The 18,792-nt window shown below is 57.9% G+C and carries 15 protein-coding genes; 2 read left to right on the top strand and 13 right to left on the bottom strand.

The annotated features are described in order from the left end of the window. Positions 1-3: 3 nt before the first annotated feature. The 5 genes from tpiA to rlmE form a co-directional block, all read right to left on the bottom strand. Complete coding sequence (tpiA, locus tag KGB03_RS04520; RefSeq protein WP_223526449.1) at positions 4-759, bottom strand: triose-phosphate isomerase; 756 nt, start codon at positions 757-759, stop codon at positions 4-6. Between the two features lie 66 nt (positions 760-825). After that, a complete protein-coding gene (gene glmM / locus KGB03_RS04515) occupies positions 826-2,163 on the bottom strand; it encodes a phosphoglucosamine mutase (protein WP_111450463.1) in 1,338 nt (445 codons plus the stop codon). A 16-nt stretch (positions 2,164-2,179) separates the two neighbouring features. Continuing rightward, positions 2,180-3,031, bottom strand: a complete 852-nt coding sequence (folP, locus tag KGB03_RS04510; protein WP_192410117.1) for a dihydropteroate synthase — start codon at positions 3,029-3,031, stop codon at positions 2,180-2,182. An 8-nt stretch (positions 3,032-3,039) separates the two neighbouring features. Further along, positions 3,040-4,950 carry an ATP-dependent zinc metalloprotease FtsH gene (gene ftsH, locus KGB03_RS04505; RefSeq protein WP_111450465.1) on the bottom strand — a complete coding sequence of 637 codons (1,911 nt, stop codon included), beginning with the start codon at positions 4,948-4,950 and terminating at the stop codon, positions 3,040-3,042. A 202-nt stretch (positions 4,951-5,152) separates the two neighbouring features. After that, positions 5,153-5,782 carry a 23S rRNA (uridine(2552)-2'-O)-methyltransferase RlmE gene (rlmE, locus tag KGB03_RS04500; protein ID WP_008005470.1) on the bottom strand — a complete coding sequence of 210 codons (630 nt, stop codon included), beginning with the start codon at positions 5,780-5,782 and terminating at the stop codon, positions 5,153-5,155. A 105-nt stretch (positions 5,783-5,887) separates the two neighbouring features. On the opposite strand from rlmE, the gene KGB03_RS04495 reads away from it, so the two are divergent. Next, a complete protein-coding gene (locus tag KGB03_RS04495; protein ID WP_008005472.1) occupies positions 5,888-6,196 on the top strand; it encodes a YhbY family RNA-binding protein in 309 nt (102 codons plus the stop codon). Between the two features lie 9 nt (positions 6,197-6,205). Here the strand turns inward: KGB03_RS04495 and KGB03_RS04490 are convergent, their stop codons facing one another. The 8 genes from KGB03_RS04490 to grpE all read right to left on the bottom strand — a co-directional run bounded on the left by KGB03_RS04490 (position 6,206) and on the right by grpE (position 16,827). Beyond that, positions 6,206-6,610: an MFS transporter gene (locus KGB03_RS04490; RefSeq protein ID WP_192410116.1), complete on the bottom strand. Its 405-nt coding sequence runs from the start codon at positions 6,608-6,610 to the stop codon at positions 6,206-6,208. 28 nt (positions 6,611-6,638) lie between these two features. Then, on the bottom strand, positions 6,639-7,115 hold the full coding sequence (greA, locus tag KGB03_RS04485; RefSeq protein ID WP_007933522.1) for a transcription elongation factor GreA: 477 nt from the start codon (positions 7,113-7,115) through the stop codon (positions 6,639-6,641). Further along, positions 7,112-10,333 carry a carbamoyl-phosphate synthase large subunit gene (gene carB, locus KGB03_RS04480; protein ID WP_192410115.1) on the bottom strand — a complete coding sequence of 1,074 codons (3,222 nt, stop codon included), beginning with the start codon at positions 10,331-10,333 and terminating at the stop codon, positions 7,112-7,114. The genes greA and carB overlap by 4 nt, the downstream gene beginning before the upstream one ends. A gap of 118 nt (positions 10,334-10,451) precedes the next feature. After that, positions 10,452-11,588 carry a glutamine-hydrolyzing carbamoyl-phosphate synthase small subunit gene (carA, locus tag KGB03_RS04475; RefSeq protein ID WP_123365215.1) on the bottom strand — a complete coding sequence of 379 codons (1,137 nt, stop codon included), beginning with the start codon at positions 11,586-11,588 and terminating at the stop codon, positions 10,452-10,454. 259 nt (positions 11,589-11,847) lie between these two features. Then, positions 11,848-12,654: a 4-hydroxy-tetrahydrodipicolinate reductase gene (gene dapB, locus KGB03_RS04470; RefSeq protein ID WP_223526448.1), complete on the bottom strand. Its 807-nt coding sequence runs from the start codon at positions 12,652-12,654 to the stop codon at positions 11,848-11,850. Between the two features lie 9 nt (positions 12,655-12,663). Next, positions 12,664-13,788, bottom strand: a complete 1,125-nt coding sequence (dnaJ, locus tag KGB03_RS04465) for a molecular chaperone DnaJ (RefSeq protein ID WP_008149037.1) — start codon at positions 13,786-13,788, stop codon at positions 12,664-12,666. Positions 13,789-14,241: 453 nt separating this feature from the next. Next, complete coding sequence (dnaK, locus tag KGB03_RS04460; protein WP_008149038.1) at positions 14,242-16,158, bottom strand: molecular chaperone DnaK; 1,917 nt, start codon at positions 16,156-16,158, stop codon at positions 14,242-14,244. 102 nt (positions 16,159-16,260) lie between these two features. After that, complete coding sequence (grpE, locus tag KGB03_RS04455) at positions 16,261-16,827, bottom strand: nucleotide exchange factor GrpE (RefSeq protein ID WP_223526447.1); 567 nt, start codon at positions 16,825-16,827, stop codon at positions 16,261-16,263. Between the two features lie 241 nt (positions 16,828-17,068). On the opposite strand from grpE, the gene recN reads away from it, so the two are divergent. After that, a complete protein-coding gene (recN, locus tag KGB03_RS04450; protein ID WP_192410113.1) occupies positions 17,069-18,742 on the top strand; it encodes a DNA repair protein RecN in 1,674 nt (557 codons plus the stop codon). Positions 18,743-18,792 lie beyond the last annotated feature (50 nt).

Genomic DNA, 18,792 nt, shown 5'->3' with positions numbered 1-18,792 from the left:
TTTTCAGTTTCCCGCGGCGCGACAAATCGCACCGAACTCATCTGCATTCAGGGAAGCCCCACCAATGAGCCCCCCATCGATATCCGGCATGCCGAACAGTTCGACCGCATTGGCCGCCTTCACGCTGCCGCCGTATAGAAGCCGCACACCTTGTGCGACCTCAGAATTCTCTGCCGCCAACTGAGCGCGAATGGCTGCATGCACATCCTGCGCCTGTTGCGGCGAAGCAGTCAGCCCGGTACCAATGGCCCAGACCGGCTCGTAAGCGATTACTGCCTTTGCAAAAGCACCAACACCGAGCTCCTCAATGATACTGCCTAGCTGACGCCCGACAACCTCAAGAGTTTTTCCAGCTTCGCGCTCTTCAAGGGTTTCCCCTACGCACAACACCGGAATCAAGCCACATGCCTGTGCCGCTGCGAACTTGCGAATCAGCATTCCGTCCTGCTCGCCCATCATCTGGCGGCGCTCGGAGTGCCCGACAAGCACCAGGGAACAACCTGCATCCACCAACTGACTCGGCGAAATCTCACCGGTCAATGCACCTTGCATGGACTCCACCGCAGAATTCTGCGCGCCGACCGAAATCGACTTTCCTTCCAGGCCATCAATCACTTGATTGATATGCAAGCAAGGCGGGAATACCGCTACATCAACATCGCTCGGCAAGGCCAGATGACGAAGGCCATTGATCAGCTCAGCGACGCTGGCGCGGGTACCGTGCATCTTCCAGTTACCAGCTACCATAGGGCGACGCATGCTGTACCTCGTCGGTCAAAGTGGGCGCAGATGTTACCCAACACAATCATGGCTGGCAAGCCGAAATCAGGCAGAAACTTCAGTAACCAGTTTTGCCAGCTCTTCGGCGTAGCCGCGAACCTGTGTTTCGTCCTCGCCTTCGACCATGACCCGCACCAGCGGCTCCGTCCCGGACTTGCGCAACAGCACGCGCCCACGACCAGCCATGGCCTGGGTAACGCGCTCGCTGGCCTCTTTGACCGCAGGATGATCGAGGGGGCTCGCGCCGCCGCCGAATCGCACATTGATCAGCACCTGTGGGCACTTGCGCAGCGCCTGACGCGATTGCGCCAACCCCTCGGAGCGGGCCTTCAACGCCATCAAAACCTGCAATGCAGCAATGATCGCGTCACCGGTGGTGGTGTGGTTAAAGCAGACAATGTGGCCCGAATTTTCACCACCCACCAGCCAATCGCGCTCCAGCAACTCGGAGATTACATACCGGTCGCCAACATTAGCCCGCACAAAAGGAATTGCCAGATCCGCCAGGGCGAGCTCCAACCCCAGGTTACTCATCAGCGTACCGACCACCCCCCCCTGCAACTTGCCTTGCACATGCAGGTCGCGAGCAATGATAAACAGCAACTCATCACCGTCGACGACAGCACCGGTATGATCGACCATCTGAACCCGATCACCATCACCGTCAAAGGCGATACCCAAATCAGCATGCTCGGCCAATACGGCAGCTTGCAGCGGCTCCATATGGGTCGAACCGCAATTTTCATTGATGTTCAGGCCGTTAGGATGAGCAGAAAGTACAACGACATCGGCCCCCAGCTCACGGAATACACTAGGCGCCACCTTGTAGGTCGCGCCATGAGCGCAGTCGATCACGATCTTCATGCCCGCGAAGCTAGTGCCGGTCGGGACGCTGCTTTTGCAGAATTCGATATAACGGCCTGAAGCATCGTTGATGCGCGATACCTTGCCGATCTTGCTCGACTCAACCACGGTCATCGGGGTGTCGAGCAACTCTTCGATCATATGTTCGACTTCATCAGGAAGCTTGGTGCCCTTCCCGGAGAAAAACTTGATGCCATTGTCATCGTGAGGGTTGTGCGAGGCACTGATCACGATGCCCGCTTCGGCCTGGAAGGTACGCGTCAGGTAGGCAATGGCCGGTGTCGGCATCGGCCCCAGAAGCATGACATCGGCACCTGCTGAAGTAAGTCCGGCCTCGAGCGCAGATTCGAACATATAGCCAGAGATCCGAGTGTCCTTGCCCACCAATACCTTGCAGGCGCCCATTTTGCGGAACGCCATACCAGCAGCCCAGCCGAGCTTGAGCATGAAGTCAGGAGTAATCGGATATTCGCCGACCCGACCACGAATGCCGTCGGTGCCAAAGTATTTCTTAGTCATAAGTACTCCATCATTCTTATTCGGCTGATTCCACTGCGGCGATCATTCGCACCACATCGACGGTTTCGGCCACATCATGGACGCGCAATATACGCGCCCCCTTGGCCGAAGCCAGCGCTGCGAGCGCCAGACCGCCATACAGGCGCTCTCCGACCGGGCGATTCAACGCCTGACCTATCATGCTCTTTCGCGAAACCCCGACCAACAGGGGCCGCCCCAAGGCATGCAAGGCTTCCATATGCTTGAACAAGCTTAGATTGTGCTGCAAGGTTTTTGCGAAGCCAAAGCCCGGATCAAGGATGACCCGGTCCGCTGTAATTCCTACCGACGCACACTGCGCCATGCGCTCAGCGAGGAACTCGCCCACCTCTTTCGTGACGTCCTGATACTGCGGATTGTCCTGCATGTCGCCCGGCTCACCGAGCATATGCATCAGACAGACTGGCAGGCCAGTGGCTGCGGCCGCATCCAGAGCGCCATCGCGCCGCAGCGAGCGCACGTCATTGATCAACCCAGCGCCAAGTCGTGCGGCTTCGCGCATCACAGCTGGCGTGGAAGTGTCGACCGAGATAATGACATCCAGCTCTCGGTGAATTCGCTCGACGACCGGAGCTACGCGCTCAAGCTCTTCCAGCGGTGAAACCACCCTGGCACCCGGCCGGGTCGATTCGCCACCGACATCAATCAACGTCGCGCCAGCCGCCACCATAGCCTCAGCGTGGCGCAAAGCCGCATCGAGCTGGCTATATTGGCCGCCATCAGAGAAGGAATCGGGAGTGACATTGAGAATACCCATGACGTGCGTCAGGGCTAAATCAAGAACCCGATTGCCGCAAGGCAACCGGGTCGAGGACTGAACAGAAGTCATTTCAAACCTTAAACGTCAGCAGCCGGACCGCCGATCGGTGTTTCCGGACGCGGATCCTGTGCCACCGGAGGCGTTCCGGAGGTACCGGTGCCGCCCGACCAGTCGCGAGGCTCACGAGGCGTACGCCCCGCCATGATGTCGTCGATCTGATCAGCATCGATCGTTTCGTACTTCATCAAGGCATCAGCCATGGCGTCGAGCTTGTCACGGTTATCGGTGAGGATCTGCTTGGCTGTGCCGTAGCACTGATCAATGATGCTGCGCACTTCGGAGTCGATCAACTTGGCTGTCTCACCGGAGAAGCTTGCACCCTGACCGCCACCGCCGCGACCGAGGAACACTTCACCCTCTTCTTCTGCGTACATCAACGGACCGAGTTTTTCCGACAAGCCCCACTTGGTTACCATGTTCCGTGCAATCTGGCTGGCACGCATGATGTCGTTGGACGCACCGGTGGTCACACCATCGAAGCCCAGGGTCATCTCTTCAGCAATACGGCCGCCGTACAACGAGCAGATCTGGCTGATCAACGCACGCTTGGACAGGCTGTAGCGATCTTCTTCCGGCAGGAACATGGTCACACCCAGCGCACGACCGCGAGGAATGATAGACACCTTGTAGACCGGATCATGCTCAGGCACGACACGACCAACAATTGCGTGACCTGCTTCGTGATAAGCGGTGTTCTGCTTCTCTTTCTCGGACATGACCATGGATTTGCGCTCGGCGCCCATCATGATCTTGTCTTTGGCCAATTCGAACTCTTTCATTTCGACGATGCGCTTGCCGGCACGGGCCGCGAACAACGACGCTTCGTTCACCAGGTTAGCCAGGTCAGCACCGGAAAAACCAGGGGTACCACGAGCGATCACAGCCGGAGCGACATCGTCACCCATTGGCACTTTTCGCATGTGAACCTTGAGAATCTGCTCGCGACCACGGATATCCGGCAGACCGACGACAACCTGACGGTCGAAACGGCCCGGACGCAGCAACGCAGGGTCCAGTACGTCCGGACGGTTGGTTGCAGCGATGACGATAATACCGTCATTCATTTCAAAGCCGTCCATCTCTACCAGCAACTGGTTGAGTGTCTGCTCGCGCTCGTCGTGACCGCCACCCATGCCGGCGCCACGGTGGCGACCGACGGCGTCGATTTCATCGATGAAGATAATGCATGGAGCGTGTTTCTTGGCCTGTTCAAACATGTCGCGAACACGGCTGGCACCGACACCGACGAACATTTCGACGAAGTCAGAACCGGAAATGGTGAAGAACGGCACTTTGGCTTCGCCGGCAATGGCCTTGGCCAGCAAGGTTTTACCGGTACCCGGAGGACCCACCATCAGCACGCCGCGAGGAATGCGACCGCCCAGACGCTGGAATTTGCCCGGATCACGCAGGAACTCGACCAACTCACCAACCTCTTCCTTGGCTTCGTCGCAACCGGCAACGTCACCCAAGGTGGTTTTCACCTGATCTTCGGAGAGCAGGCGCGCCTTGCTCTTGCCGAAGCTCATTGGCCCGCCCTTTCCACCGCCGCCGCCCTGCATCTGCCGCATGAAGAACATGAATACGGCAATGATCACCAGGATCGGGAAGCTTGCGACCAGGAGCTGAGTCCAGATGCTTTGCTGTTCAGGCTGTTTGCCTTCGACTACGACATGATTGTCCACGAGGTCGCCGATCAGACCGTTGTCCTGGATGGCCGGACGAATGGTCTTGAAGCTGTCGCCATCGTTGCGTTTGCCGGTAATCACGTAGCCGTCAACTGCTACGCGCTCGACCTTGCCATCCTTGACCTGCTGGATGAAGTCGGAATAGTTGAGGGTCTGCGGCTCATTAGGGCTGGAGAAGTTGTTCATCACTGTCACCAGGACAGCCGCGATGATCAACCACAGGATCAGATTCTTTGCCATATCGTTCAATTAACTACCCTCTGAAGCAAGCTCCGCTAATGGCGCGCGCTTCGCATGATATTCACCGGCCTAACTTACTACATTACCTACGACTCTGGCAGGCGCCGTCTGTAACCCTTTGTGAAACACTTTCTACACAATATTCGCTAATGCTCACGGGGCGAAATACGAAAATCCTATCGACCCGCAAAAAAACCTCGATTTACTCACTACGGCCGCGGTAGCCCCAAGCCAGCATGTATTGCTCGCGGGAACTGCCACGGGAAGAGTCCGGCTTGATCATCTGGACCTTGTCGAATTTCTGACGAGCGTCCTTCACGTAAGCATCAAACCCTTCGCCCTGAAACACCTTGATCACGAAATTACCACCCGGCTTGAGTATCCGGGCCGCCAGATCAAGAGCCAGCTCACATAGAAACATGGCTTTTGGCATGTCCACCTCAGGCGTACCACTCATATTGGGGGCCATATCGGAAATCACAAGGTCCACCTGCGAATTACCCACGGCTTCAAGGATCTGAGCGAGCACTTCGTCCTGGGTGAAGTCACCCTGGATGAAAGTCACGTCCGGAATGCTGTCCATTTCCAGGATGTCCGAGGCGATCAGACGCCCCTGACCACCGATCAGCCGACTAGTGACCTGCGACCAGCCGCCGGGCGCCGCACCCAGGTCGACAACACTCATACCCGGACGGATCAGCTTGTACTTCTCCTGGACCTCCAGAAGCTTGTAACTCGCACGCGAGCGGTAACCATCCTTCTGCGCCTGCTTCACATAGGGATCATTGACATGTCTTTGCAGCCACTTAAGGCTTGTCTTGGAACGGGCCACGGGCCACCTCGAAAATAAAACGGGTCGTGATTAACTGGGCGGTCCCGTACTCGCTCGGGTAAACTGGCCGCCGCTTTTTACAAGATCAGACGCAGGGGTCAGATTATGCCGCTCACTCAAGAGCAGAAGAAACAGTACAAATCCATTGGCCACCATCTGAAACCAGTTTTGACTGTGGCTGACAACGGTTTGACTGAAGGTGTGTTAGCCGAACTTGAACGCGCTTTGGCGGATCACGAGCTGATTAAAATCAAGCTCAACATCCTCGATCGCGAGTCGCGCCTGGCGAACATTGCAGAACTGTGCAAGGTCGGCAAAGCGGACCTGGTTCAGGTCATCGGCAAGATGGCACTGATTTACCGCAAGAACTTCAGCGTCAACAAGCAGCTGTCGAACGTTCATCGCTTCAAGTGATGACAAGGGTCAAGGGTGTGCTTCGCGCACCCTGCCACTCCATCCAGGCACCGGTTGCAACACCAGCACCAGCCCGGAAAACCCCAGAACAAGATAGCTGAACACCTGCCAACGCACGGCATCCGGCCAGCCGATACGCACCGCGACATACATCGCACACGCATACAGCGCCATCATCAGCAGTTGCCCGCGAATATCGCGCCATAGACTGGCAAGGCCCTCGGCCTGAACCAGCACCAAAGCCTGAAAAATCACACACGCTGCGGCGAACCCCACCATCAGCGCATCAAGCATGCCTGCAATTTCGTCGATCAGCAGCGGTGCCAAACCAATTCGGCCCAGCACCGGCAGCAGACCAATGTGCAACAGCCACAGGCCGCCGACCCACAACATCTGAGTCAGCTGCCAAAGCATGGCACCCGCACGTAGCGGGCGCCTGCGTTTAGATGTGGCGTACTTCGACAATCTCGTACTCGATAACGCCGCCAGGCGTTTTCACGGCAACCACATCACCCTCTTCCTTGGCTATCAAGGCGCGGGCCAGTGGCGAGCCGACCGAAATCTTGCCGAGTTTGAAGTCAGCCTCATCCTCACCCACGATGTGGTAAGTGACGCGCTCGTCAGTCTCGACATTGGCGATTTCAACGGTGGTACCGAAAATCACTTTACCGGTGTGAGGAATGGTCGTGACATCAATGATGACCTGATTCTGAATCCGGCCTTCAATGTCACGAATCCGCGCCTCAACCATACCTTGCTGCTCACGAGCAGCGTGGTATTCGGCGTTTTCCTTCAGGTCACCCAACTCGCGGGCCGTGCCGATGTCCTGGCTGAGCTTCGGGCGGACGACCTTGGTCAGGTGAGTGTGTTCTTCTTCCAGGGCCTTTGCGCCCTTGACGGTCATTGGGTACTTGATCATGCCTTCAATCCTGCGTGTAGATCCTGCAAGCGGCGCACGGTCTTCTCGGGACCGAACTTCAGCGCTTCGCAGATAGCTTCGCCAGCAGCAATAGTTGTGGTGCAGTAAATCTTGTGCTGCAAGGCATTACGACGAATGGAATAGGAATCAGCGATCGACTGACGGCCTTCGGTGGTGTTGATGATCAGAGTGACTTCGTCGTTCTTGATCATGTCGACCACGTGCGGACGACCTTCGGTCACCTTATTCACACGACGCACTTTCAGGCCTGCGGCTTCGATCAGCTTGGCAGTACCGGCAGTGGCGACCACTTCGAAACCCAAGTTGATCAGATCACGGGCCACGCCTGCAACCAGTGGCTTGTCGTCGTCACGCACGCTGATGAACGCAGTACCGCCGGTCGGCAGCACTTCGCTGGCGCCCATCTGGGCCTTGGCGAATGCTTCGCCAAAGGTGTCGCCCACGCCCATCACTTCACCGGTGGACTTCATCTCTGGGCCCAGGATCGGGTCCACGCCAGGGAATTTGGCGAATGGGAACACCGCCTCTTTCACACTGTAGAAGTTCGGAATGATTTCTTTGGTGAAGCCGATTTCCTTCAGGGTCTTACCGGCCATCACGCGAGCAGCGATCATTGCCAGGGAAACACCGATGCACTTGGACACGAACGGTACGGTACGGGAAGCGCGCGGGTTGACTTCGATGACGTAGATGTCTTCGCCTTGCAGCGCCAACTGAACGTTCATCAGGCCGACAACGCCCAGTTCCAGGGCCATTTTCTTGACCTGTTCGCGCATCTCGTCCTGGATGTGTGCAGGCAGCGAGTACGGCGGCAGGGAGCATGCGGAGTCACCGGAGTGAACGCCAGCCTGCTCGATGTGCTGCATGATCGCGCCGATCACCACGTCGGTGCCGTCGCAGACCGCATCCACGTCCATTTCGATGGCGCAGTTGAGGAAGTGGTCGAGCAGCACCGGGCTGTCGTTGGACACTTTCACCGCATCGCGCAGGTAGCGCTTGAGCTCTTCTTCTTCGTAGACGATTTCCATCGCACGGCCGCCCAATACGTAGGACGGACGCACCACCAGCGGGTAACCGATCTTGGTGGCGGCACGAATCGCTTCGTCTTCGCTGCGCACGGTGGCGTTTGGCGGCTGACGCAGGTTCAGGCGCTCAACCATTTGCTGGAAGCGCTCACGGTCTTCGGCACGGTCAATTGCGTCAGGGCTGGTGCCGATGATCGGCACGCCAGCTTCTTCCAGGGCACGCGCCAGTTTCAGCGGGGTTTGGCCGCCGTACTGGACGATCACGCCTTTTGGCTTCTCGACGCGGCAGATTTCCAGCACGTCTTCCAGGGTCACTGGCTCGAAGTACAGGCGATCGGAGGTGTCGTAGTCGGTGGAAACGGTTTCCGGGTTGCAGTTGACCATGATGGTCTCGTAACCGTCTTCGCGCAGGGCCAGTGCCGCGTGCACGCAGCAGTAGTCGAACTCGATGCCCTGGCCGATACGGTTTGGACCGCCGCCGAGGATCATGATCTTGTCGCGGCCCGATGGTGCGGCTTCGCACTCTTCCTCGTAAGTCGAGTACATGTAGGCGGTGTCGGTGGCGAACTCGGCTGCGCAGGTGTCAACGCGCTTGTAGACCGGGAAGATCTCCAGCTTGTGACGGTGGCGACGCAGGGCTTTCTCGGTCACGCCCAGCAGCTTGGCCAGACGCATGTCGGAGAAGCCTTTGCGCTTGAGGCGGAACATCAAGTCGCGGTCGATGCTGGCCAGACCCAGGGTCTTGACCTTCTCTTCTTCCTTGATCAGATCTTCGATCTGCACCAGGAACCACGGATCGATCATGTTCATGCCGAAGATGTCTTCGACCGACAGGCCGGCGCGGAAGGCGTCAGCCACGTACCAGATACGCTCGGCACCCGGCACGGTCAGTTCGCGCTTGAGCACGCTCATGCTTTCCGGGTTGCTCAGGTCGAGCTTCTCGTCCAGACCGCAAACACCCACTTCCAGACCGCGCAGGGCTTTCTGCAGAGATTCCTGGAACGTCCGGCCGATGGCCATGACTTCACCGACCGACTTCATTTGAGTGGTCAGGCGTGCGTCGGCTTTCGGGAATTTCTCGAAGGCGAAGCGTGGCAGCTTGGTGACGACGTAGTCGATGGACGGCTCGAAAGATGCGGGAGTAGCGCCGCCGGTGATTTCGTTCTGCAGCTCGTCCAGGGTGTAGCCGATCGCCAGCTTGGCGGCAATACGCGCAATCGGGAAACCTGTGGCTTTCGAGGCCAGTGCCGAAGAGCGGGATACACGCGGGTTCATCTCGATCACGACCATACGGCCGGTGTCCGGGCAGATGCCGAACTGAACGTTGGAGCCGCCGGTTTCCACGCCGATCTCACGCAGTACCGCCAACGAGGCGTTACGCATGATCTGGTATTCCTTGTCCGTCAGGGTTTGTGCCGGAGCAACGGTGATCGAGTCACCGGTGTGCACGCCCATTGGGTCAAAGTTTTCGATCGAGCAGACGATGATGCAGTTGTCCTTCTTATCGCGGACAACCTCCATCTCGTATTCTTTCCAGCCGATCAGGGATTCATCGATCAGCAGCTCTTTGGTCGGCGACAGGTCGAGACCGCGGGCGCAGATTTCTTCGAACTCTTCACGGTTGTAAGCGATACCGCCACCGGTGCCGCCCATGGTGAAAGACGGACGGATGATGCACGGGAAGCCGAGCTTCTCGAGGACCGCGTTGGCCTCTTCCATGCTGTGGGCGATACCCGAACGCGGGCAGTCCAGGCCGATGGATTTCATCGCCTTGTCGAAGCGCGAACGGTCTTCAGCCTTGTCGATGGTGTCAGCGTTGGCGCCGATCATCTCTACGCCGAACTTCTCCAGAACGCCTTCGCGCTCCAGGTCCAGTGCGCAGTTCAGAGCGGTCTGGCCACCCATGGTTGGCAGCAGCGCGTCCGGGCGCTCTTTCTCGATGATCTTGGCAACGGTCTGCCACTTGATCGGCTCGATGTAGGTGGCGTCGGCCATGTCCGGGTCGGTCATGATGGTCGCTGGATTGGAGTTCACCAGGATGACGCGGTAACCCTCCTCGCGCAGGGCTTTACAGGCCTGGGCGCCGGAGTAGTCGAATTCGCAGGCCTGGCCGATCACGATAGGGCCAGCGCCGAGAATCAGGATGCTTTTAATGTCTGTACGTTTTGGCATGGGTTTGTCACTCAAATCCGCAGGTCAGTCGGCAAGCCGTCTTGTTCAATCTTTGAAGTCTTGAGGGGGCCACCGGTGTCGGGACCGCCCCCAAGCTTTGCTACATCACGGCGAGCGATTAGCGTCGCTTGGCCATTTCATTGATGAAGCGATCAAACAGTGGTGCTACGTCGTTCGGGCCAGGGCTGGCTTCAGGGTGACCCTGGAAGCTGAAGGCGCTCTTGTCGGTAAGCTCGATACCTTGCAGGGTGCCGTCGAACAGCGATTTGTGAATCGCCCGGACGTTGGCTGGCAAGGTTGCTTCGTCTACCGCAAAACCGTGGTTCTGGCTGGTGATCATCACCACACCGGTATCCAGATCCTGGACCGGGTGGTTGGCACCGTGGTGACCGTGACCCATTTTCAGGGTCTTGGCGCCGGAGGCCAGGGCCAGCAGTTGGTGACCGAGGCAGATACCGAACACCGGAATGTCGGTTTCCAGCACGTCTTTGATCGCCTGGATCGCGTAGTCGCAAGGCTCCGGATCACCAGGGCCGTTGGACAGGAACACGCCGTCCGGCTTCAATGCCAGCGCTTCAGCTGCTGGTGTCTGTGCAGGCACTACGGTCACGCGGCAACCGCGCTCGACCAGCATGCGCAGGATGTTCAGCTTGACGCCGTAGTCGTAGGCAACCACGTGGTACGGCAGCTCGGAGGCTTCGATAGTCGCGTGGCTGTCGGTTTTCAAATCCCAGACAGTCGAGCGCCACTCGTACTTCTCTTTGGTGCTGACGACTTTCGCCAGGTCCATGCCTTTGAGGCCAGGGAAACCCTGGGCGGCGGCGATGGCGGCTTCTTCGGAAATGTTGTCACCGGCCATGATGCAGCCGTTCTGCGCGCCTTTTTCACGCAGGATGCGCGTCAGGCGGCGAGTGTCGATACCGGCGATTGCCACAACGTTGTTGGCTTTCAGGTAGTCGGACAGAGACATCGTGTTACGCCAGTTGCTCGCAACCAGCGGCAGGTCACGAATGACCAGGCCAGCGGACCAGACTTGGTTGGACTCGGCGTCTTCCGGCGTGGTGCCGGTGTTGCCGATGTGCGGGTAAGTCAGGGTAACAATCTGTTGGGCGTAGGAAGGATCGGTAAGGATTTCCTGATAGCCGGTCATGGCGGTGTTGAACACCACCTCACCAACGGTTTGACCGTCGGCTCCAATGGCTTCGCCGCGAAAAATGCTGCCATCAGCAAGGGCGAGTATGGCTGGCTTAGTCAAGAAGACCTCCCGTAAATAAAGCCTGAAAGGGCGATCGCAGGTTGTAAAAAAGCGGAGTGACGTATGGACACGTCACCCCGCTTCTTCACCGAATAATTCTGCGCGCTTTTAGTGGACACACTAAAGCTGTAGCTTACAGAAAAAGGCATTTTTGGTCTACCGCCAATGAGCCTAAAAGGCCGGGGAATGCGACAGGACGTCGCTTGGCGAAGTAAAACCGGGCTCAAACTCACGATTTGAACCCGATTTCGGGCGCATCTTAACGCAGATCGAGTACGTCTTGCATGTCGTAAAGACCCGGCTCACGACCGTCCAGCCACAACGCAGCACGTACCGCGCCTTTGGCGAAGGTCATGCGACTGGACGCTTTATGCGTGATCTCCAGCCGCTCACCCTCGCAGGCGAACAGCACCGTATGATCGCCAACCACATCACCACCGCGAACAGTGGCAAAGCCGATCGTTTCACGCTCGCGAACACCGGTATGACCTTCGCGACCATACACCGCGACCTTCTGCAGATCACGATCCAGGGCGCTTGCGATGACTTCACCCATACGCAGAGCCGTACCTGAAGGCGCATCGATCTTGTGCCGATGATGAGCCTCGATGATCTCGATATCCGCGTCATCACCCAGCACACGAGCAGCCATGTCGAGCAGCTTCAGCGACAGGTTTACACCGACACTGAAATTGGCGGCGAACACGATCGGAATATCCTTGCCGGCCTCGGCCAGCAGCTGCTTCTGCGCGGCGTCCAGCCCAGTCGTGCCGATCACCATGGCCTTGCCCGCCTTACGGCAGAACGCCAGGTTTTTCAGCATGACTTCCGGGAGCGTGAAGTCGATCAGCACGTCGAACTCATCTGCCACCGCGTCCAGATTGCCGGACAGTGGAACGCCGATACGTCCCAGCGAGGCCAGCTCACCAGCGTCCACGCCAATCAGCGTACTGCCAGAGCGTACGATGGCTGCCGTCAGCCCGGTCAGCGGCGCGCGTTGCTGCACCGCCTCGACCAGAATCTTGCCCATGCGCCCGGCAGCGCCCATCACAGCTATACGTCGCATGCCGACTCCTTACAAATCGCCGAAGAAGCGCTTCACGCCTTCGAACCAACCCGTGGTTTTAGGCGAATGGCTGTTGTCGTCCGCCAGCGAACTGCGGAACTCTTCCAGCAATTCGCGCTGACGACGACCCAGGTTGACCGGGGTTTCGACCGCCACACGACACATCAAGTCACCAGCACCGCCGCCGCGCACTGGCGCAACGCCCTTGCCGCGAACACGGAACTGCTTGCCGGTCTGAGTGCCTTCAGGGATTTTCAGTTTGACTCGGCCATCAAGGGTCGGAATCTCCAGCTCGCCACCCAGCGCAGCATCGACAAAGCTGATTGGCACTTCGCAGAACAGGTGCTTGCCGTCGCGCTGGAAGATCGCGTGCTCACGCACGTTGATCACCACGTAAAGGTCGCCAGTCGGACCACCCTGAGCCCCCGCCTCGCCTTCGCCGGACAGACGAATTCGATCACCGGTATCAACGCCCGCCGGCACTTTCACCGAGAGGGTTTTGTACTCTTCGACACGACCTTGACCGTCGCACGAGTCGCACGGATCGGAAATGATCTTGCCCTGGCCATGGCAGCGCGGGCATGTCTGCTGCACCGAGAAAAAGCCCTGCTGCATACGGACTTGACCGATACCGCCACACGTCGGGCAAGTGATCGGCGAGGAGCCTTTCTTGGCACCCGAACCGTCGCACGGCTTGCAGTTGACCAATGTCGGAACACGGATATTCACGGTCGTACCGCGCACCGCTTCTTCCAGATTCAGTTCCAGGGTGTAACGCAGGTCGCTGCCACGCTGAGCGCCGCCACGAGAACCGCCGCGACCGCCGCCGAAGAAGTCACTGAAGACATCACCAAAGATGTCGGAGAAGTTCTGACCGCCAAACCCGGCACCGCCGCCACCCATGCTTGGGTCGACACCGGCATGACCGTACTGGTCGTACGCCGCTCGCTTGCTGGAATCGGACAGGACTTCGTAGGCCTCGTTGGCCTCCTTGAACATATCTTCCGACGCTTTGTCATCGGGATTACGGTCTGGATGGTGCTTCATCGCCAGGCGGCGGTAGGCCTTTTTCAGGTCTGCTTCGCTTGAGCCACGCTCAACACCCAACACTTCGTAATAGTCACGCTTTGCCATAAGTCTTTGCACTCTTAAGGACGTTCGGCAAACCTCTCCTGAGCCTTGCCAAACTCGTTGAGCCCCAATACAGGCCCGGACCCAACTCACGTCAATTCAACGATCCTGGTCTTTGATTCATTGCGGTACTTTCGGCTCGAAAAGCAGGAGCATTTCCGGCCATACCGCCAACACGGGGGCGGACTGAATGGCTTGTTCGTTAGGCAATTCCGGCGCCTGAACACCAAACCCTGCGTTGCCGCTCCTCCCCATAGCGAGCTATGAGTCGTCGCAGCGCCTTGGCTATGGCGCCCAAGCATCCGAACTTGCTCTAACGAACAAGCCACTCACTCCGCCTTTGTCGCATGCTGTAAAAATTCGCTAACTCCAGACACGCCAACGCGGGAGCAAGCCCCCGCGCGGCGACATCCTACCAGTCACCGCCTAAAGGCAGTCAACCGGCCGACCAACAACTTACTTGTGGTCTTTGACTTCTTCGAACTCAGCGTCGACGACGTCGTCAGCCTTCTCAGCCGATTCGCCTTGCGGTGCAGCACCTTCAGCAGGTTGAGCCTGCTCGGCGTACATCTTCTGCGCCACTGGAGCGGAGACTTTCGACAGTTCTTCAACCTTGGCTTCGATCGCGGCCTTGTCGTCGCCTTTGACAGCGGCTTCCAGCGCAACAACAGCAGCTTCGATTGCAGTCTTCTCTTCAGCAGTCACTTTATCGCCAGCGTCTGCGACCATTTTGCGAGTCGAGTGAACCAGCGCATCGCCCTGGTTGCGAGCGGTTGCCAGCTCTTCGAACTGGCGATCTGCGTCGACGTTGGCTTCAGCATCGCGAATCATCTGCTGAATCTCTTCCTCGGACAGACCGGAGTTGGCCTTGATCACGATCGACTGAGTCTTGCCGGTAGCCTTGTCTTTGGCGCCTACGTGCAGAATGCCGTTGGCGTCGATGTCGAAGGTCACTTCAATTTGTGGCACGCCACGTGGAGCTGGTGGAATCTCGGCCAGGTCGAACTTGCCCAAAGACTTGTTCTGAGCGGCTTGCTTACGCTCACCTTGCAACACGTGAATGGTCACAGCGCCCTGGTTGTCGTCGGCAGTCGAGAACACTTGCGATTTCTTGGTAGGAATCGTGGTGTTTTTCTCGATCAGCGCGGTCATCACGCCGCCCATGGTTTCGATACCCAGGGTCAGCGGGCTAACGTCCAGCAGCAGAACGTCTTTCACGTCACCGGCCAATACTGCACCCTGGATAGCAGCACCCATGGCAACGGCTTCGTCCGGGTTCACATCTTTACGCGCTTCTTTACCGAAGAACTCGGTCACCAGTTTCTGAACCAGTGGCATACGGGTCTGACCGCCGACCAGGATCACGTCGTTGATGGCTCCAATGTCGATGCCAGAGTCTTTCAGAGCGATGCGGCAAGGTTCGATGGTGCGCTGAACCAGGTCTTCTACCAGCGCTTCGAGCTTGGCGCGGGAGATTTTCACGTTCAAGTGCTTAGGACCGGTGGCGTCTGCAGTGATGTACGGCAGGTTCACGTCGGTCGAATTGCTCGAAGACAGTTCGATCTTGGCTTTTTCAGCGGCTTCTTTCAGGCGCTGCATGGCCAGCGGATCACCCTTAAGGTTCATGCCGCTTTCTTTCTTGAATTCGTCAACGAGGTAGTCGATCAGACGAATGTCAAAGTCTTCACCACCCAGGAACGTGTCACCGTTGGTGGCCAGAACTTCGAACTGGTGCTCGCCATCGACTTCAGCGATTTCGATCACGGAAACGTCGAAAGTACCGCCGCCCAAGTCGTAAACGATCACGGTGTGATCGCCCTTCGCCTTGTCCATACCGTAAGCCAGAGCGGCTGCGGTTGGTTCGTTGATGATACGTTTTACGTCCAGGCCCGCAATGCGGCCGGCGTCTTTGGTGGCTTGACGCTGGCTGTCGTTGAAGTACGCCGGAACGGTGATTACCGCTTCGGTCACTGGCTCGCCGAGGTAGTCTTCGGCGGTCTTCTTCATTTTCTTCAGAATTTCAGCCGAGATTTGTGGCGGCGACATTTTCTGGCCGTTCACTTCAACCCACGCATCGCCGTTATCAGCCTTGGCGATTTTGTACGGGACCATCTTGATGTCTTTCTGTACGACTTCTTCGTCGAACTTACGACCGATCAGACGCTTCACCGCATACAGGGTGTTGTGCGGATTGGTCACAGCCTGACGCTTGGCCGATTGACCAACGAGGATTTCGCCATCGTTGGCGTAAGCGATGATCGACGGCGTGGTACGCGTGCCTTCAGCGTTTTCAATAACTTTGGCTACGCCGTTTTCAAGCACGGAGACGCAGGAGTTGGTAGTCCCCAGGTCGATACCGATAATTTTGCCCATGTTCACTCTCCCGAAACTTTGGATTTTGTTGCCGCAGCAGTGGTGGCTATCTGCGGTAGCACTTAAACGCTTGACTTCTAAATGGGGGCCTTGCGGCTAATTTCAAGCCTGCTCGTCAATCGAAGGCGAAACCGGTGCCGGCGCCTTGCTGACCACGACCATGGCCGGGCGCAACAGGCGACCGTTGAGCTGATAGCCCTTCTGGAACACCTTGAGCACGCTGTTCGGCTCGACATCGGCGCTTTCCTGCATGGCCATTGCCTGATGCTGAACGGCGTTGAACGGCTCGCCATGCGGATCGATCGCTTCCAGGTGATAACGCTTCAGGGTGTCCTGGAACATTTTCAGGGTCAGCTCGATGCCTTCGCGCATTGGACGAATGCTTTCATCGTCCGGGCTGGACAACTCCAGACCACGCTCCAGGCTGTCGATGATCGGCAACAAGTCACCGGCGAATTTCTCCAATGCGAACTTGTGAGCCTTTTCTACATCCTGCTCGGCGCGACGGCGGACGTTCTGCAGATCAGCCGCTACACGCAAAGCCTGATCATGAGCGCCAGCCAATTGCTCTTCGAGCACTTGAACACGAGCCGCCAGTTCATCACCCGAGTCCTGGGCAGCCTGATCGGCGTCTAGATTTTGCGTATCCACTGTCTGTTCGTCAGCCATAGATTTCTCCTTTCAATATCGTCCGCGAGCTCAACTCGCGCTTCTGCCCAGCTATATGGGGCCGCAAAATTCAGCTTCAAGGGGCGCTTATTTATTAACCCTACAAACAACAGCTGCATTGTCATTCCCTGGCGCACTAAGGATTTCGTCGGATCAAGCAAATCGAGCTAAGGGAGGGCATTGTCAGCCAGAAACAAAACACTGTATAAATAACCAGACCTAAAGCCTGGGAGCGGCCTTTATGCTGGTGCACCTGTCCGTACATAACTACGCCATCGTTGAACATCTCGATCTCGAACTCGATCGCGGGATGAGCGTGATCACCGGGGAAACCGGCGCCGGCAAGTCGATCATGCTCGACGCCCTCGGCCTGACCCTGGGCGATCGCGCCGACAGCGGCGTGGTCCGTCCCGGTGCCGACAAGGCCGATATCCTGGCAACCTTCGATTTGGTCGATATCCCGGAAGCCAGTGCCTGGCTGGCCGAGCGCGACCTGGAGAGCGATGGCCCGTGCATTCTGCGCCGGGTGATCACCGCCGAAGGGCGCTCGCGTGGCTACATCAACGGCACGCCCTGCCCTCTCGGCGACCTCAAGGCCCTGGGTGAACTGCTGATCGATATCCACAGCCAGCATGAACATCAATCCCTGCTCAAGACCGACACGCACCGCCGCCTGCTCGACGAGTACGCGGGTGCAACAGACCTTGCCCGCCAGGTACACCTGGCCGCCCAACGCTGGCGCCAGACCCGCCAGGAGCTGGAACGCCTTTCCAATTCCGGCGATGAGCAACGCGCTCGCCATCAATTGCTCAGTTATCAACTCGAAGAGCTGGAAAACCTCGGCCTCGGCGAAAGTGAGCTGGAGCAGCTGGAGCAGGAACACAAGAACCTGACCAACGCCGAAACCCTGCTGGGCATTTGCCGGCAAGTGGTCGAACAATGCAGCGAAAGTGATTCAGGGAATGTACTGAACGCCCTCACTGCCAGCCTCAATCGCCTTTCGAGCGTCAACAATTCGATTGGGGCCCTGGGCGAAGCCAGCAGTCTGCTGACCAGCGCACAGATCCAGGTCGAAGAAGCCGTGGGAGAACTGAACCGCTTCCTTGATAACTTCGATGCCGATCCGGCGCGTCTTCAGTACCTGGAGGAACGTCTTGATGCGATCTATACCATGGCGCGCAAACACCGCATCCAGCCGACCGAAGTGGCCGAGATGCAGCAGCGCTTGCTGGATGAAATCGAAACCCTGAATGCCAACGACGAATCCATCGAGCGACTGAGCGATGAACTGGCCTCCTATGCCCGCCACTATCAGGAAAAGGCTCGCGAGCTCAGCGATTTGCGCCATCAGGCCTCGAACAGCCTGGCCAGCGCCGTGGAGCATGAAATCCAGCGACTGGGCATGCCTGGTGGGCGCTTCACTATCGAGCTGCGCCCCAATAGTAGTGATGAACTGCTACCCAATGGTCTTGAGCAGGTAGAGCTGCTGGTGAGTGCTAACCCGGGCCAACCTTTGAAAGCGCTGGCAAAAGTGGCATCCGGCGGCGAATTGTCACGGATCAGCCTGGCGATTCAAGTGATCACCGCGCAGACCTCCCGCGTACCGACCCTGGTGTTCGACGAAGTGGACGTGGGCATTGGCGGTCCGACCGCCGAAATCGTGGGCCAATTGCTGCGTCGACTTGGGGAGCGCGGGCAGGTATTGACGGTAACTCACTTGCCGCAAGTAGCTGCGCAGGGACATCAACATCTATTCGTACACAAAGTGCGCGGCGAAGATGCCACTCACACAGCCGTCGCCAAGTTGAGCAAGAACGATCGTGTCGAAGAAGTGGCGCGAATGCTGGGAGGCATCGACCTTACAAAGGAATCTCTGGCTCACGCCAGGAAAATGGTCGTCACCGCCAAAATTTAAGAACGGCAGAAAGCACGAAGGCGACCCTGGGGTCGCCTTCGCTCGTTTCG

The organism is Pseudomonas sp. BF-B-26 (genome assembly GCF_019956495.1).
GTDB lineage: Bacteria > Pseudomonadota > Gammaproteobacteria > Pseudomonadales > Pseudomonadaceae > Aquipseudomonas.
The sequence above is the reverse complement of the archived record's forward strand: the minus strand, read 5'-3'. Positions and strand labels throughout refer to the sequence as shown.

What these genes read in the sequence shown, in the direction of transcription:
- grpE (WP_223526447.1), bottom strand. Translation starts at nt 16,827, where the DNA reads ATGGCTGACGAACAGACAGTGGATACGCAAAATCTAGACGCCGATCAG.
- glmM (WP_111450463.1), bottom strand. Translation starts at nt 2,163, where the DNA reads ATGACTAAGAAATACTTTGGCACCGACGGCATTCGTGGTCGGGTCGGC.
- carB (WP_192410115.1), bottom strand. Translation starts at nt 10,333, where the DNA reads ATGCCAAAACGTACAGACATTAAAAGCATCCTGATTCTCGGCGCTGGC.
- greA (WP_007933522.1), bottom strand. Translation starts at nt 7,115, where the DNA reads ATGATCAAGTACCCAATGACCGTCAAGGGCGCAAAGGCCCTGGAAGAA.
- folP (WP_192410117.1), bottom strand. Translation starts at nt 3,031, where the DNA reads ATGACTTCTGTTCAGTCCTCGACCCGGTTGCCTTGCGGCAATCGGGTT.
- dnaK (WP_008149038.1), bottom strand. Translation starts at nt 16,158, where the DNA reads ATGGGCAAAATTATCGGTATCGACCTGGGGACTACCAACTCCTGCGTC.
- KGB03_RS04490 (WP_192410116.1), bottom strand. Translation starts at nt 6,610, where the DNA reads ATGCTTTGGCAGCTGACTCAGATGTTGTGGGTCGGCGGCCTGTGGCTG.
- dapB (WP_223526448.1), bottom strand. Translation starts at nt 12,654, where the DNA reads ATGCGACGTATAGCTGTGATGGGCGCTGCCGGGCGCATGGGCAAGATT.
- dnaJ (WP_008149037.1), bottom strand. Translation starts at nt 13,788, where the DNA reads ATGGCAAAGCGTGACTATTACGAAGTGTTGGGTGTTGAGCGTGGCTCA.
- KGB03_RS04495 (WP_008005472.1), top strand. Translation starts at nt 5,888, where the DNA reads ATGCCGCTCACTCAAGAGCAGAAGAAACAGTACAAATCCATTGGCCAC.
- recN (WP_192410113.1), top strand. Translation starts at nt 17,069, where the DNA reads ATGCTGGTGCACCTGTCCGTACATAACTACGCCATCGTTGAACATCTC.
- tpiA (WP_223526449.1), bottom strand. Translation starts at nt 759, where the DNA reads ATGCGTCGCCCTATGGTAGCTGGTAACTGGAAGATGCACGGTACCCGC.
- ftsH (WP_111450465.1), bottom strand. Translation starts at nt 4,950, where the DNA reads ATGGCAAAGAATCTGATCCTGTGGTTGATCATCGCGGCTGTCCTGGTG.